This window comes from Nitratireductor aestuarii, assembly GCF_014641695.1.
Taxonomy (GTDB): domain Bacteria; phylum Pseudomonadota; class Alphaproteobacteria; order Rhizobiales; family Rhizobiaceae; genus Chelativorans; species Chelativorans aestuarii.
In genome coordinates this window covers 46,551-61,982 of the sequence record NZ_BMIF01000017.1, presented here as the reverse complement: position 1 = coordinate 61,982, position 15,432 = coordinate 46,551, and the positions used below count along the sequence as shown (strand labels likewise).

16 protein-coding genes are annotated in these 15,432 nt (G+C 60.2%); 8 read left to right on the top strand and 8 right to left on the bottom strand.

Features of this window, described 5'->3' with window-relative positions:
• Window positions 1-33: 33 nt before the first annotated feature.
• The 4 genes from IEX27_RS19305 (at window position 34) to rsmA (ending at window position 5,224) form a co-directional block, all read left to right on the top strand.
• A complete protein-coding gene (locus IEX27_RS19305; protein WP_188722756.1) occupies window positions 34-2,313 on the top strand; it encodes an LPS-assembly protein LptD in 2,280 nt (759 codons plus the stop codon).
• 70 nt (window positions 2,314-2,383) lie between these two features.
• Complete coding sequence (locus IEX27_RS19300) at window positions 2,384-3,343, top strand: SurA N-terminal domain-containing protein (RefSeq protein ID WP_188722737.1); 960 nt, start codon at window positions 2,384-2,386, stop codon at window positions 3,341-3,343.
• Between the two features lie 17 nt (window positions 3,344-3,360).
• A complete protein-coding gene (gene pdxA, locus IEX27_RS19295) occupies window positions 3,361-4,389 on the top strand; it encodes a 4-hydroxythreonine-4-phosphate dehydrogenase PdxA (RefSeq protein WP_188722736.1) in 1,029 nt (342 codons plus the stop codon).
• 7 nt (window positions 4,390-4,396) lie between these two features.
• On the top strand, window positions 4,397-5,224 hold the full coding sequence (rsmA, locus tag IEX27_RS19290; protein ID WP_188722735.1) for a 16S rRNA (adenine(1518)-N(6)/adenine(1519)-N(6))-dimethyltransferase RsmA: 828 nt from the start codon (window positions 4,397-4,399) through the stop codon (window positions 5,222-5,224).
• Window positions 5,225-5,231: 7 nt separating this feature from the next.
• Here the strand turns inward: rsmA and IEX27_RS19285 are convergent, their stop codons facing one another.
• The 8 genes from IEX27_RS19285 to fabD form a co-directional block, all read right to left on the bottom strand.
• Window positions 5,232-5,825 (bottom strand): ankyrin repeat domain-containing protein, encoded by a 594-nt coding sequence (locus tag IEX27_RS19285; RefSeq protein WP_210315573.1) that lies wholly within the window; start codon window positions 5,823-5,825, stop codon window positions 5,232-5,234.
• 131 nt (window positions 5,826-5,956) lie between these two features.
• Window positions 5,957-6,610 (bottom strand): guanylate kinase, encoded by a 654-nt coding sequence (gene gmk, locus IEX27_RS19280; RefSeq protein WP_373869899.1) that lies wholly within the window; start codon window positions 6,608-6,610, stop codon window positions 5,957-5,959.
• A gap of 3 nt (window positions 6,611-6,613) precedes the next feature.
• Window positions 6,614-7,498: a YicC/YloC family endoribonuclease gene (locus tag IEX27_RS19275; RefSeq protein WP_188722732.1), complete on the bottom strand. Its 885-nt coding sequence runs from the start codon at window positions 7,496-7,498 to the stop codon at window positions 6,614-6,616.
• A gap of 28 nt (window positions 7,499-7,526) precedes the next feature.
• Entirely contained in the window at window positions 7,527-8,699 is a 1,173-nt protein-coding gene (gene mltG, locus IEX27_RS19270; protein ID WP_188722731.1) for an endolytic transglycosylase MltG, read from the bottom strand.
• 105 nt (window positions 8,700-8,804) lie between these two features.
• Complete coding sequence (gene fabF / locus IEX27_RS19265) at window positions 8,805-10,061, bottom strand: beta-ketoacyl-ACP synthase II (protein ID WP_188722730.1); 1,257 nt, start codon at window positions 10,059-10,061, stop codon at window positions 8,805-8,807.
• A gap of 44 nt (window positions 10,062-10,105) precedes the next feature.
• Window positions 10,106-10,342, bottom strand: coding sequence for an acyl carrier protein (locus tag IEX27_RS19260; protein ID WP_188722729.1), 237 nt, complete (start codon window positions 10,340-10,342; stop codon window positions 10,106-10,108).
• A gap of 241 nt (window positions 10,343-10,583) precedes the next feature.
• Window positions 10,584-11,321 carry a 3-oxoacyl-[acyl-carrier-protein] reductase gene (fabG, locus tag IEX27_RS19255; RefSeq protein ID WP_188722728.1) on the bottom strand — a complete coding sequence of 246 codons (738 nt, stop codon included), beginning with the start codon at window positions 11,319-11,321 and terminating at the stop codon, window positions 10,584-10,586.
• A gap of 97 nt (window positions 11,322-11,418) precedes the next feature.
• The gene (gene fabD / locus IEX27_RS19250) at window positions 11,419-12,360 is read right to left on the bottom strand and encodes an ACP S-malonyltransferase (protein ID WP_188722727.1); all 942 of its coding nucleotides are present in this window, start codon (window positions 12,358-12,360) and stop codon (window positions 11,419-11,421) included.
• Window positions 12,361-12,651: 291 nt separating this feature from the next.
• Between fabD and IEX27_RS19245 the strand changes: the two genes are divergently transcribed.
• The 4 genes from IEX27_RS19245 to rpsR all read left to right on the top strand — a co-directional run bounded on the left by IEX27_RS19245 (window position 12,652) and on the right by rpsR (window position 15,297).
• The gene (locus tag IEX27_RS19245) at window positions 12,652-13,578 is read left to right on the top strand and encodes an ABC transporter ATP-binding protein (protein ID WP_188722726.1); all 927 of its coding nucleotides are present in this window, start codon (window positions 12,652-12,654) and stop codon (window positions 13,576-13,578) included.
• On the top strand, window positions 13,575-14,336 hold the full coding sequence (locus IEX27_RS19240; RefSeq protein WP_188722725.1) for an ABC transporter permease: 762 nt from the start codon (window positions 13,575-13,577) through the stop codon (window positions 14,334-14,336). The genes IEX27_RS19245 and IEX27_RS19240 overlap by 4 nt, the downstream gene beginning before the upstream one ends.
• A gap of 269 nt (window positions 14,337-14,605) precedes the next feature.
• Window positions 14,606-15,049, top strand: a complete 444-nt coding sequence (rpsF, locus tag IEX27_RS19235; protein ID WP_188722724.1) for a 30S ribosomal protein S6 — start codon at window positions 14,606-14,608, stop codon at window positions 15,047-15,049.
• On the top strand, window positions 15,049-15,297 hold the full coding sequence (gene rpsR / locus IEX27_RS19230) for a 30S ribosomal protein S18 (protein ID WP_006466219.1): 249 nt from the start codon (window positions 15,049-15,051) through the stop codon (window positions 15,295-15,297). The genes rpsF and rpsR overlap by 1 nt, the downstream gene beginning before the upstream one ends.
• The last annotated feature ends 135 nt before the right edge of the window (window positions 15,298-15,432 follow it).

Below are 15,432 nucleotides of genomic sequence, written 5' to 3'. Positions count from 1 at the left end.
TCTCTTCTGAGCCCGCTTAAGCGCGGACTGCGCATGAAGGCTGGCGTGGCGCTGATCGCGCTCGCGGCATCCCTGTCCGTCGCCCACACGCAGGTTGAAGAGCTTGTTGGAGAAATCCCCGCCGGTCAGCAGATGATCCTGGTGGGCGATACGCTCGTCTATGACTTCGACGCTGGTACGGTTACCGCCGTTGGAGGCGTCCAGATCGAATACGGCGGCATCAACGTCGTTGCCCAGCGCGTCTCCTACAATCGCAACACGTCGCGCGTGATCGCCAGCGGCGGCGTCGAAATTCGCGACCGCAGCGGTAACAAGTACTACGCCGAAGAGATCGACATCACGGATGACTTCAGCGACGGCTTCGTTCGCGCCCTGCGTGTCGAGACGACCGAGAAAACCTATATGGCAGCCGAGAGCGCCGAGCGCTCCGGTGGCAACCTGACGACCTTTATCAAGGGCGTCTACACGGCCTGCGAGCCGTGCGAGGAAAATCCCGAGAAGCCCCCACTGTGGCAGATCAAGGCCCAACGCGTGATCTGGGACGGCAAGGCAAAGACAATCCGCTTCGAGCGGTCCCGCTTCGAGTTCCTCGGCATTCCGCTCGCCTACCTACCCTATTTTGAGGTGGCCGATCCGACAGTGAAGCGGAAGTCCGGCTTCCTGATGCCAAGTGTCGTTGGCGGCTCCGAGGTGGGTGTCGGCCTGACCGTGCCCTATTACTTCGCGCTTTCGCCAACTTATGATCTTACCATCTCGGGAACCGGCTATACAAAGCAGGGCTTCCTTGCCGAGGCAGAATGGCGCCAGCGGTTTGACAATGGCGGCTACACGCTCAAGCTCGCCGGTATCCACCAGAACCGGCCTGGCGCATGGCCCGCTACCTACGTCGATTCCACGGTGGAAAATCGTGGCATGATCGGCACCACGGGTGAGTTCCAGATCAACCCCCGCTGGAAGGCGGGCTGGGATGTTCTGATCCAGTCGGACAAGAACTTCGCGCGCAGCTATCGCATCGAAGGATTTTCGGAGGCTGTCCAGCGTTCGACGATCTACCTGACTGGTCTCAGCGACCGTAACTACTTCGACCTGCGCGCCTACAAGTTCAACGTTCAGGAACGCTATCTGGATTCAAATCCCGGCGCGCGTCACGACAAGCAGCCGGCGGTTGCTCCCTTGCTTGACTACTCCTACACCGTTGGCACTCCGGTGCTGGGTGGCGAGCTGAACTTCGACGTGAACAGCCAGGGCATCCATCGCAAGGAAGGCATGTATGGTGAGACGAAGCTGTCAGGCCTTGAAAGCTCATCAGCTCGCTTCTCCGGCGAAGGTGAGTGGAAGCGCTCGTTCATCACAGGCGGTGGTCTGGTCGTTACGCCGCTGCTCCATGCGCGCGCCGATGCCATCAATGTAAATCTCTCTCAGAGCGCGGTCGCGGCGATCGCCGGCTTTGACAACGGGATAGAGGACATCCGCAGCCACTATTACCGCGCCATGGCGACTGCCGGCCTTGAGATGCGCTGGCCGATCCTGTTCTCGTCCGCCAGCTCCACGCACGTCCTGGAGCCAATGGGCCAGATCTTCGTCCGTCCGGACGAGCCTTATGCAGGCCGCCTTGGAATTCCGAACGAAGACGCTCAGTCGCTGGTGTTCGATGCAAGCACGCTCTTCGAGCGCGACAAGTTCTCGGGCTATGACCGCATCGAAGGTGGTACCCGCGCCAACGTCGGCATCCGCTACTCGGGCCGCTTCGCCAATGGCTGGAGCGCGCAGGGTCTGTTCGGTCAATCTTACCATCTGGCAGGAACGAATTCCTACGCCCAGGCGGATCTGGTCAATGTCGGCGCCTATTCCGGGCTTGAGACGGATCGATCCGACTATGTGGCGATGCTCGGCTTCACGACACCGTTCGGCCTCTCTGCTTCGACCTCCGCCCGGTTCGATGAAGAAACGTTCGAGCTCCGCCGCAACGACCTGAAGGTCGGCGCCAACATCGCCAACGTGTCCGCCAATGCAAGCTATGCCTATATTTCGGCGCAGCCGGATTATGGCTTCAACCGGGACCGTCAGGAAGTGTCCGGCTCGGCCAGCCTGAAGTTCAACGAAAACTGGCGCGTGTTTGCCTCGGGTACCTACAACATCCAGGACAGCGAGCTCACCCGGAACGCTCTCGGCTTTGGTTACAGCGACGAATGCTTCATCTACACGATGACGTTCTCGCAGGTGCGGGAAGACGGAAATACGGAGAACCGTTTCGGCTTCAATATTTCCTTGCGCACGCTTGGGGAAATCGGCAGCAACACATTTGCTCAGTAACGGTAATTTTGCCACGGTTTCGTGTATGCTCTACGGTAACATGAAGCGGAGAGCGTTGATCGAGGGTCGCATGAAACATTTGAAGTTGAAGACTGGGTTTAGAGCGTCGTTGTCTGCGGTCGCGCTTTTGCTCGCGCCGGCCGTGATTACCGCCCCGGTCCTTGCCCCCTCTGTAGCCTACGCCCAAGGCGCTGAAGTCCGCTACATCGTCAACGATACGGCCATCACGAGCTATGACATTGACCGCCGCGTTGCGCTCCTCAAGCTCATGGGCCGCAAGGGCAACCTTCGCGAGATCGCCAATCAGGAGATGGTCGACCAGACCCTTCGCCTGCAGGAGATCGCTCGTCTGCGCGTTGGCGCAAACGACCAGATGGTCAATCAGGCTTACGGGCAATTCGCCCAGTCCAACAAGCTTTCGACCGCTCAGATGGACCAGATCCTTTCACAGGCTGGTGTAACGCGCGATCATTTCAAGACTTTCATTCGCACCCAGATGGGCTGGGGCCGTGTGCTTCAGTCGAGGCAGCAGTCCTCCAAGCGGCTTAGCGAGCAGGAAGTTGTCGCCAAGATCCTGCAGCAGGGCGGCCGCAAGCCAAGTGCGACCGAATACACACTGCAGCAATTCATCTTCGTGATCCCGGCTTCAGAGCGCGGACGCACGCTTGGCAAGCGCAAGGCTGAGGCGCAGGCCATGCGCAGCCGCTTCAACGGTTGCGAAAACTCGCATGCACTCGCCAAGACGCAGCTGGACGTAACCGTCCGTGACCTGGGGCGCTTCCTGAGTCCGCAGCTTCCGCCGGAGTGGAAGACAGATATCGAGAAGATCCGCGCCCGTGGCGCCACCGCAGTGAAGGAAACTGAACGCGGCGTTGAATTCGTGGTCGTCTGCAGCACGCGTGAAGTATCCGACGACTACGTCGCGCAGCTCGTCTTCCAGAGCGAACAGAAGGCCGACACGAACGCCGACAAGTTGTCTGAAGAAGTCATGGCAGAGCTCCGCAAGAAGGCGCGCATCGTCAAGCGCTAAACCGAAAGCGCATCAGGATGACAGACAATCAGGCCCCCGCTCCGCTCGCCATTTCGATGGGCGAGCCAGCTGGGATAGGACCGGAGATTCTCCTCTCCGCATGGGAACGCCGGTTCTCTGCGTCGCTGCCGCCATTCTACGTGCTAGGTGATGTCGCCCTTCTGCGATCGCGTGCAAACGCCCTGAAGCACGACATCTCCTTCGCCGAGGTCGAACCCGAGGATGCGGTTTCGTGCTTTGCCACGGCACTTCCTGTCTTTCCCCTGAAGAACACGCTGATCGATCAGCCAGGCGTTCCTTCCGCAATGAATGCGGCTGGCGTGATTGAAGCGATCGAGCGCGGCGTGGAGCATATCTTCGCTGGTCGGGCAGCCGGCCTTGTCACCTGCCCGATCGCCAAGAAGCCTCTCTATGATGCGGGCTTTCAGTATCCCGGCCACACGGAATTTCTGGGCTATCTGGCGCAGATCCGTACCGGCCAGCCGGCCCTGCCGATCATGATGCTGGCGGGACCGGAGCTGCGCACCATCCCGATTACGGTCCATCTTTCGCTTGAAAAGGCGATCGAGCAGCTCAGCACCGAGCTGATCGTGAACACGGCCCGCATTGTCGCGGCCGACCTCAAATCCCGCTTTGGGATCGCAAACCCTCGCCTGGCGTTTTCCGGCTTGAACCCGCATGCTGGCGAGGGGGGCTCGATGGGGCTGGACGAAATCGAGAAGATCATTCCCGCGATCGAGATCTCGCGCGCGGAAGGCATCGATGCCATCGGCCCCCTGCCCGCCGACACCATGTTCCATGCCCGCGCGCGCGCTTCCTACGACGCCGCACTCTGCATGTACCACGATCAGGCGCTGATACCGGCGAAGACCCTTGCCTTTGACGATGCCGTCAACGTAACGCTGGGGCTGCCCTTCATCCGCACGTCGCCCGATCACGGCACCGCGTTCGATATTGCCGGCAAGGGGATCGCCAAGCCGGACAGCCTGATAGCGGCGATCAGGCTTGCCCGCGAGCTGGCAGACAATTCCATTCCGACTTTGTGAGCCCCCGATGAGTTTCGACGACCTTCCCCCCCTTCGCGAGGTCATCCGCGCGCATGGCCTGTTTGCCAAGAAGGCGCTGGGGCAGAACTTCCTGTTCGACCTGAACCTGACGGCCAAGATCGCCCGCAGCGCCGGCAAGCTTGAGGGCGTGGACGTGATCGAGGTCGGCCCCGGTCCCGGTGGGCTCACTCGCGCCCTTCTAGCCGAAGGTGCAAGCCGCGTCATCGCCATCGAACGCGACGAACGCTGCCTGTCGGCCCTGGCCGAGATCTCGGATCGCTATCCGGGAAAACTTCAGGTGATCCCGGGCGATGCCCTGAAGACCGACTTTGCTTCGCTCACCGACGGAAGCCGACCGGTGAAGATCGTTGCCAACCTGCCCTACAATGTCGGCACAGAACTCCTGATCCGCTGGCTCACGGTCGAGCCTTGGCCGCCCTTCTACGAGTCGCTGACGCTCATGTTCCAGCGTGAGGTGGCCGAACGCATCGTCGCCGAACCGGCTGACAATCACTACGGCCGTCTTGGCGTACTTGCCGGATGGCGCACCCGTTCGCGGATCGTCTTTGACGTTCCGCCGCAGGCCTTCACCCCGCCTCCGAAGGTCACGTCATCGGTGGTCCACATCGAACCGCGTTCCAACCCGCTTCCGGTGGACGGCTCAAAGCTCGCACGTGTGACTGAAGCGGCCTTCGGCCAACGCCGCAAGATGCTGCGCCAGAGCCTGAAGAGCTTAGGCGGCGAAGCTCTGCTCGCGAAAGTCGGTATCGACCCGACCCGCCGCGCCGAAACACTGAGCATCGACGAGTTTGTAGAACTCGCGCAGAATATCTAGGCGAAGTTCAGTCCTGCAACAGCCGGACGATTTGGGTAAATCCGCGAGCCTTCGCGTGATCGAGTGCCGTCACGCCTTGTGCATCGGGGATGGTCTTGTCCGCTCCGCCATCGAGCAGGCGCCGGATGATGTCCTGGTGGATGGGACCACCGCTGGAAAGCACCACTGCCTCCATCAAGGCCGTCCATCCGAGGTTGTTAATGTGATTGACATCCACGCCAGCCTCGATGAGCAGGGACACCGCTTCCGGGTGTCCCTTTTCTGCAGCGGGGATTAGCGCGGTGCCGCCATAGTGGTTGGTGCTTTTCAGATCCGCGCCATGCTCGAGGATCATCTTCAGGATTTCCAGGCGGCCGTGTGCGCCGGCGACCAGATACGGGCTGTCCTGAATGCTGTCCTCGGCGTTTACATCCGCGCCCGCTTCAAGGAGTAACCTGGCGGCCTCGACATCGTTGTTCCAGACTGCGACCAGAAGTGCGGTCTGGCCTGCCCCGTTTCGTTCATCGACATCATGCCCGCCGGCAATCGCTTGAGCCAGCCGATGCACATCATTGGCGTTAACCGCCTCAAGTACCGAAGCTGATGCGAAGCTCGAACCCATGATCAATCCTGCCAGAATGAGAGTGAACCGGTTGAGCCCTGCTTTCACCTCCCGGGCACACATAACACGGCTGAGAGCATGTCACCGCCAGTCTCGCAAGACAACAGGTCTCGCTCAGCCGGCCCAGCAGCTCACTCCGGCTCTTCCTGGAGCAGAGTATTGACGAAGCTTTCCAGCCCGGGGCGGCGGCCGCTCTTCAGTCGTTCTGCGAGAATGATGCTGCGGACGGAGTCATAGGCCCGGTTCAGGTCATCGTTCACGATCACGTAGTCGTAGTTGCGCCACTGCTCGATCTCGGAGCGGGCATTGGCGAGGCGCGTTGCGATCACATCGTCCGGATCCTCGGCGCGCCGCTTCAGACGCGACAGCAGTTCCTTCATCGTGGGCGGCAGGACAAAGATCGAAACAATATCCTCCGGCATCTTCTGACGCAGCTGCTCGGCTCCCTGCCAGTCAATGTCAAAGAGCATGTCGCGCCCTGCGGCAAGCGCCTGCTCCACCGGCTCCCGAGGCGTGCCGTAAAAGTTGCCATGCACCTGCGCCCACTCGAGCAGCTCGCCACTATCGCGGCGCATTTCGAAATCCCGCTGGCTGATGAAGTGGTAGTGCACGCCGGCGATCTCGCTCGGTCGACGTGAACGCGTCGTGACGCTGACCGAAAGCTCGAAGCCCGGCACGTTCTCGAGAATGTTGCGCGCTATGGTCGACTTGCCTGCGCCCGAAGGCGAGGAAAGAACAAGCATCAGTCCGCGCCGGCGGATCGTATCGGAAGGAAGGACTTCCATCATCTACTCCAGATTTTGAATCTGCTCGCGGAACTGGTCGACAGCGACCTTGAGCTCCAGGCCAACCGCCGTGATCGTGGCGGCATTGGATTTCGAGCAGAGCGTATTAGCCTCCCGATTGAACTCCTGAGCGAGGAAGTCAAGCTTGCGTCCGACCGGACCGTCTCCCTTCAACAGGGAACGGGCGCTCGCCACATGGGTGAGCAGGCGGTCGATCTCCTCCCGAATGTCTGCCTTGGTCGCAAGGATCGCGGCCTCCTGATAGAGACGCGCCTCATCCATGGAGGAAATGTCGAGCAAGGGCCTGAGCTGTGTCTCCAGCCGCGCCCGGAGGTTGGCTGCCTCCCGGGCCGGATCCTGCTCGGCCTTCTTCGTCAGCACTTCGATCGTATCGATGTGGCCGAGAAGCACGTCGCGCAGGGCAGCGCCCTCCCCGCGGCGTGCCGTGGCGAGCGCCCCGGCTGCCTCATCGAGCGTGACAAGGATCAGCGCGTCCAGCTTCTGGCGCGTCTCCTCGTCCTCCTCGTGGTCCGGCATTTCGAGAACGCCGCGCAGCGCCAGCAGGCCATCGGCGGTGGCAGGTGCTGCCCCATGCTTTTCGTGAAGGTCCTTGGCGATTGCCGCCAGTTCCGTGAGCAGCTGCTCGTCGATTACCGGTCGCCGCACGGCATCGCTGCGATTGATGGTCAGACTCGCCTGAATGTTACCGCGCGAAAACTGCTTTTGTAGAACGGCCCGCGCCGGCTGTTCCAGACGTTCATATCCGGGCGTCAGGCGCAGGCGGGCTTCAAGCCCCCTGCCATTCACGGAACGCAGCTCCCAGGTCACCGATGCTACGTCATCTTCACGACTGGCGCGGGCAAAACCCGTCATACTTTGAAGGTTCATGCCTCGCCTCTGCGATGCCTGTGCGGCATTAGTTGCTTTTGGGTGCGGAGGCCGCATCGCCCTTGTCCTGGGCGGCCGCCTCGGCCTGTTTCGCGCGTTCGCGCTCTATCTTGCGCCAGCGAGCTACATTCTCGTTGTGCTCATCAAGCGTCTTGGCGAAGGCATGGCCACCGTCGATCCCGTTGGCGACGAAATAGAGCTCACCCGTGCGGGACGGGTTTGCCACGGCTTCGAGCGCCGCGCGGCCCGGATTGGCGATCGGCGTCGGCGGTAGACCCTTTATGGCATAGGTGTTGTAAGGCGTTTCCTTCTCCAGATCGCTCTTGTAGATCGGGCGATCGGCAGGCTTACCTTCGCCGCCAAACAGGCCATAAATGACGGTCGGATCCGATTGGAGACGCATGCCCTTCTTCAGTCGGTTGATGAAGACGCCGGCCACACGCGAACGCTCATCGGCGCGACCCGTCTCCTTCTCAACAATCGAGGCGAGTGTGACGAACTCTTCAATCGTCTCGATCGGAAGATCCGGTGCACGGCGTTCCCAGATGGATTTCACAAGGTTCTTCTGGTCGGCAATAAGCTTGTTGACGACTTCCTGGCGTGACAGGCCGCGGGTGAAACGCAGCGTATCAGCGGCAAGAGAACCCTCAGGCGGCAGTTCAGCGGGTAGATCGCCCGACAGCTCTTCCGTACTGGCGATACGGTCGAAGATCTGCTTGACCGTCAGCCCTTCCGGAATTGTCAGCGAATACATGACCGACTTGCCGCCCTCGAGCAATTCCATGATCTCCTTCATGGAAGCGCCCGGCTTGATCTCGTACTCGCCGGCCTTGAGGCGGCTGTCAGCATTGTTGATGCGCAGGCCTACAAGGAACACGCGGGCATCGCTGATGACGCCCTCCCGCTGAAGCAGGTTGGCGATCTCTCGCGTCCCGGTATTCGGCTTGATGAGTACGGTTTCGGTAGTAGTGGACGGGCCTGGCCGCGTGAATTCGCGCTGTCCGAAGTACAGAACACCCACTGCCAGCAGGATGATGAAGACGACAGACGACAGCACGAAGTTGAGAAACGTAACGATCTGGTTACGTGACTGGCGCGACCGCTTGGGAGGAGGCGGTGTTCCCTGTGCAGGACGAAGGCTGCCCCGTGACGAACTCACCGCTAGAGGGCGCGCCGTATAATCGTTCTGTTCTCCAGGCATACTGCTCGGTAGTCTCCTATGGCGTCGTCCCAAGACTCAAAAATATTAGGATGCTGCACAATAGCGACAATTTTCCGGCGTCAAAGCCTGAATATCAATCAATACTCAGGCTTCGTAGCGTCGGAAGAGCAATGAAGCGTTCGTACCGCCAAATCCGAACGAATTGGAAAGGGCGACATCGATCTTGCGCTGGCGCGGCTTGTTGGGAACGAGATCGATCTCGGTCTCAACCGCCGGGTTGTCCAGATTGATCGTAGCCGGAGCAATGTTGTCGCAAATCGCGAGCACCGAGAAGATCGCTTCGGCAGCACCGGCAGCACCAAGCAAGTGTCCGATGGAGGACTTGGTCGAGGACATGGAGGCGGAGCCTGCTGCATCCCCAAGCAGACGCTCTACGGCCTTCAGCTCGATCGTGTCCGCCATGGTCGAGGTGCCATGGGCGTTGATGTAGTCGATGTCCGCAGCCGAGATGCCGGCGCGCTTGACGGCTGCGCTCATGCAGCGGAAAGCGCCGTCGCCGTCCTCGGACGGAGCGGTAATGTGATAGGCATCGCCGGACAGGCCATAACCGATGATCTCGGCATAGATCCTGGCGCCGCGCGCCTTTGCATGTTCGAGCTCTTCGAGCACGACAACGCCGGCGCCCTCGCCCATGAGGAACCCGTCGCGGTCCTTGTCATAGGGTCGGGAAGCCTTTTCAGGCGTGTCGTTGTAGCTCGTGGTGAGCGCCTTGCACGCGGAAAAACCGGCAATCGAAAGCCGGGAGATCGGCGATTCAGCGCCGCCCGCCAGCATCACGTCGGCATCGCCGAACATGATAAGCCGAGCTGCATCGCCAATAGCGTGCGCACCGGTGGAGCAAGCTGTGACAACCGCGTGATTCGGCCCCTTCAATCCATGACGGATCGAAACCTGGCCGGAGACGAGGTTGATGATGTTTCCCGGGATGAAGAACGGGCTGATGCGCCGCGGACCCTTTTCCTGCAGTATCAGCGCACCTTCTGCGATGCCCTGAATGCCGCCGATGCCCGAACCGATCATCACGCCGGTGGCGCAACGATCTTCTTCGGTCTTGGGCTCCCATCCGGAATCAGCCAGTGCCTGATCAGCTGCGGCTATTCCATAGGTGATGAAGTCCGAGATCTTCCGCTGTTCGCGAGGCTCAAGGAAATCGTCCGGATTGAACGCACCTTCACCTTCGCTCGGGATAAGACTCGCAATCTTGCAGGGCAGATCATCGACCTCAAAACGGTCGATGCGCTTTGCCCCGGACTTGCCTTCGAGCAGCCTCTTCCAGCTCAGCTCGGCCCCAAGGCCGAGCGGAGAGAGGAGACCCATGCCTGTGACGACGACGCGTCTCATCTCTGGAATGTCTCGTCTTCTGATTGCACTAGCTTGGATCGAAATTAGGCCTGGGCCTTTTCGATGAACTTCACAGCGTCGCCGACGGTAAGAATCGTCTCGGCGGCATCATCAGGAATTTCGACGCCGAACTCTTCTTCGAACGCCATGACAAGCTCAACCGTGTCGAGGCTGTCGGCGCCAAGATCGTCGATGAAGCTAGCCTGCTCGGTGACCTTTTCGGCATCGACGCCAAGATGTTCGACAACGATTTTCTTGACGCGTTCTGCAGTATCGCTCATGTGAGAACCCTCAACTTCAGGAATTTTCCAGTCTTCGTTAGCCGCAGGCTTGCAGCTAATCAAGCTTAAAAGAAAGCCGGTACTCGGCTTTTGCGTTCCGTACCGGCTGTTCCGTACAAGGGCTATCTTGGGCCCGTTTGCGTCAGGGCAATACCACGACGCAATATTATAGCCAAGACACCCAGCGTACTTCCACAGCCAATGTGGGCGGAAAGCAGCGCTTTCCCAGCACCCAAAAGGCTTACACCATCAGCATTCCACCATTCACGTGGATGGTCTGACCCGTCACGTAACCGGCTTCATTCGATGCGAGATAGAGCACCGACGTGGCAATGTCAGCCCCGGTGCCCATGCGCTTCATCGGAATTCCGGCCATGATCGATTCGCGCTGCTTCTCATTCAGCTTGTCGGTCATTGCCGATTCGATGAAACCCGGAGCGACGCAGTTGACCGTAACATTACGAGTGGCGATCTCCTGCGCGAGCGACTTGGTGAAGCCGATGAGGCCCGCCTTCGAAGCGCAATAGTTGGCCTGGCCGGGGTTGCCGGCAACGCCCACCACGGAGGTGATGTTGACGATGCGGCCATAGCGGCGGCGCATCATCGGATGGGTCAACTCGCGGGTAAGGCGGAACGCAGCGGTGAGGTTCACCTCCAGTACGGCATCCCAGTCATCGTCGCTCATGCGCACGAACAGGCCGTCACGCGTGATACCGGCGTTGTTGACGAGGATGTCCACACCTTCCAGCGCTTCCTCTGCCTGCTTGGCGAGTTCCTTCACCTGCTCCCGGTTGGACATGTCCGCAGGCAGGATCTTGGTGCGCTCGCCGAGTTCAGCCGCCAGCTCCTCGAGCTTCTCGCGGCGGGTGCCGTGGAGCCCGACGACAGCACCCTGTGCATGCAGCGTCCGTGCGATGGCTTCTCCAAGGCCTCCCGAGGCCCCGGTAACGAGCGCCTTGCGGCCCGTGAGATCAAACATGGAAGTACCTCTCATGCAATGAGTAGTGATTGGCCAGAACATTCCGCCAAACTGCGGCGTCTGTTAGCACAATCACTGAAAAAATGGAAAATCGCTGTTAGAGCAGCGCCTTCATGGCCGTATCGATATCTGCCGGCGTATTGACCGAAACCGGCGTGATTTCGCGGTTGATGCGGCGGGCAAGACCGGAAAGCACCTTGCCGGAGCCGATCTCGTAGAGGGTGCCGATGCCATTGGCGCCGAACCACTCGACCGTCTCGCGCCAGCGCACGCGGCCCGTTACCTGCTCGACCAGCTTGGCGGCGATCTCTTCTGGATCGGTGAGCGGGCTCACCGTCACGTTGGCGACAACCGGAACGACCGGCGCCTTCTTGGAAACCTCTGCCAGCGCTTCCTTCATGCGCTCGGCGGCCGGAGCCATGAGCGTGGAATGGAAGGGAGCGGAGACCGGCAGCATGATGGCGCGCTTGGCACCCTTTTCGGTCGCGAGCCTGGCGGCCTCTTCAACCGCAGTCTTGGCGCCGGAGATGACCAGCTGGCCGCCGCCATTGTCATTGGCGATCTGGCAGGCGCCTGCGGAAGATGCAGCCTCGCAGGCGGCTTCCACGTCAGCGGTTTCGAGGCCGATGATGGCGCACATCGCACCTTCGCCAACCGGAACCGCAGCCTGCATCGCATCGCCACGGATGCGCAGAAGACGCGCCGTGTCGCTGATGCTGAACATGCCGGCGGCGCAGAGCGCGGAATATTCACCGAGCGAATGGCCGGCGACATAACTTACCTTGTCGGAAAGCTTCAGTCCGCCCTTCTCCATAACGCGCATGACGGCCATGGAAACAGCCATCAGTGCAGGCTGGGCATTGGCGGTGAGCGTCAGCTCATCCTCCGGGCCTTCCCACATGATCTTTGAGAGCTTCTGCCCGAGCGCATCATCGACCTCTTCAAAGACCTCCCGTGTCTCCAGGAATGCCTCTGCGAGATCACGACCCATACCGACAGCCTGGCTGCCCTGCCCGGGAAATGTAAAAGCTATGCTCATGCCGCGCTCCGTTTAACTGGAGATGAGGTGACAAATTTCGCGCGGTGGTGGCGCAATGCTTGGGCTCCGTCAAGCCTTTTGCCACGATACAGGCGGCAAAACCGTGATATTCGGCAGGAAATTCAGCTTTTTGGACCCGTCAGGAAGTGTCAGCATTCGATGATAAGCTGCGCCGGCCCATAGATAATCGAACTTTTGCTCCTTATATCATGACCTCATTCGAAGGGCGCCTGTACATTCTTCTGCCCTCCAGCCGCCCAGCCAACCGCAGTTCCAACGCCGCCGGTTCCCATGCAGAACGCAATTTCGGTACAGCAGCTAACGAAGACCTATGACTCAGGCCTGACGGCGCTTCATAGCGTCGACCTGGACATTCACGATGGCGAGATCCTGGCCCTGCTCGGGCCGAACGGCGCCGGCAAGACGACGCTGATCTCCATCATCTGCGGCCTCGTGAGGCCGACGAGCGGCAATGTGCTCGTTCAGGGGCACGACATCCAGACCGACTACAAGACCACCCGTTCACTCATCGGCCTGGTGCCGCAGGAACTCCACGTCGAGACCTTCGAGTCGGTGTGGAACACGGTCACCTTCAGCCGCGGCCTGTTCGGCAAGAAGCCAAACCCGGCCCTGGTCGAATCGCTCCTCAAGGATCTTTCCCTTTGGGACAAGAAGGACGCCAAGATCATGACGCTCTCCGGCGGCATGAAGCGCCGCGTCATGATCGCCAAGGCTCTCTCCCATGAGCCGAAGATTCTCTTCCTCGACGAGCCGACCGCGGGCGTCGACGTAGAGCTGCGCAAGGACATGTGGCAGCTCATCGGACGGCTGCGCCAGTCAGGCGTCACCATCATCCTCACCACACACTATATAGAAGAAGCCGAGGAGATCGCCGACCGCGTCGGAGTGATCAACAAGGGCAGGCTCGTGCTGATCGAGGAAAAGAACGAGCTGATGCGCAAGCTCGGCAAGAAGCAGCTGACGCTGGAACTGCACCAGGCGCTGCAAACCCTTCCCGAAGGGCTGTCGCAGTACGACCTGAGCCTTGTCGATGGCGGTGCAACGCTCGTCTACAGCTACGACACGCAGGCCGCCCGTTCCGGCATCGGCTCTCTGCTTGCCGATCTGAACCGCTCCGGCATTGCCGTGAAGGACCTCAGCACCAAGCAGAGCTCGCTTGAAGATATCTTTGTCAGCCTGGTGGAGGGCGCCCGATGAACCTGCAGGCGATCAAGGCAATCTACGTCTACGAAATGAGCCGGATGCGCCGCACACTGCTTCAGAGCATCGTGTCGCCGGTCCTCTCCACCTCACTCTACTTCGTCGTGTTCGGTACCGCCATTGGCGCCCGCATCGAGACGGTGGAAGGCATCCACTACGGATCCTTCATCGTCCCCGGACTGATCATGCTGACGCTTCTGCAGAACTCGATTTCCAACGCGTCCTTCGGCATCTATTTCCCGAAGTTCGTCGGCACGATCTATGAGGTGCTGTCGGCACCGGTGAACTTTCTCGAGATCGTCATCGGCTATGCAGGGGCGGCTGCCACCAAATCCATCATCCTTGGGCTGATCATCCTTGCGACGGCGCATCTCTTCGTGCCGCTCCACATCGAACACCCGGTTTTGATGGTCTTCTTCCTCGTTCTGACGGCAGTGACCTTCAGCCTGTTCGGCTTCATCATCGGCATCTGGGCCGACAACTTCGAGAAGCTGCAGCTGATCCCTATGCTGATCGTGACCCCGCTCGTCTTCCTCGGCGGATCGTTCTATTCGATCGAGATGCTGCCGGAGACCTGGCAGACGGTGACCCTGTTCAACCCGGTACTCTATCTCGTCAGCGGCTTTCGCTGGAGTTTCTTCGGCCAGTCCGACGTGAGCGTCCATGTGAGCCTGATCATGATCGGCGTGTTCCTGCTTGCCTGCATGTCCATCGTCTGGTGGATGTTCAAGACCGGCTACAAGCTGCGAACCTGACGCAGGCAGAAACGGGCTACAAGGGCCTTAACGCCTTGCATCCCGCCGGAAACCATGTATAAGCCCCCCATCTGCCGGTCCCGGCTGGGGGCTGAACGGAGGGCCTCGCACGTCCGTGCGAGTGTTGAAGCCAAACTGGTTTCCGCCTCCCGTGTCTCCGCTCTCGACCGTCTCGATACGCCTTTCTTCCCCGGACCTGTCCGGCAAGATTGGTCGTTGGGGCTCTGCGCCGCGTCCTGGCAGATGCGAAACTGAAGAAAGGCAAGACAGTGGCTCTATACGAACATGTGTTTCTTGCTCGGCAGGATCTGTCGTCGCAGCAGGTCGATGCGCTCGTTGAACAGTACAAGGGCGTTATCGAAGAGAACGGCGGCAAGATTGGTCGGGTTGAGAACTGGGGACTGAAGTCCCTCGCCTACCGCGTCAAGAAGAACCGCAAGGCTTACTTCACGCTGATGGATATCGACGCTCCGGCAGCAGCCGTGAAGGAAATGGAACGCCAGATGGGTCTGTCGGAAGACGTCCTGCGTTTCATGACGGTTCGCGTTGAGCAGCATGAAGAAGGCGTTTCTGCAATGATGCAGCGCCGTGATGACCGTGGCGATCGCGGTGATCGTGGTGATCGTGGCCCGCGCCGCGATGACCGTGGTCCGCGTGAAGACCGTCCGCGTCGTGATCGCGATGACCGTCGCGCAGAGCAGGGAGCTGAATAATGGTAGACATCAACCAGATCCCGACCCGTCGTCCGTTCCATCGTCGTCGCAAGACCTGCCCGTTCTCGGGTGCGAATGCGCCGAAGATCGACTACAAGGACATCAAGCTCCTGCAGCGCTACATCTCCGAGCGTGGCAAGATCGTTCCTTCCCGTATCACGGCTGTAAGCCAGAAGAAGCAGCGTGAGCTGGCCAAGGCCATCAAGCGCGCACGCTTCCTGGGCCTGCTGCCCTACGTTGTGAAGTGATATTGCGGGGCGCGGGCAACCGCGCCCTACCCTTTCCGTGACGGGCACGGCGAGGCCTTTCTCAAATCCCGGGTTGGAGCCCTGCTCCTAACTGCCTTGGCAGGACAGCGAAATATCAAACCGCCTTTGCGGTCC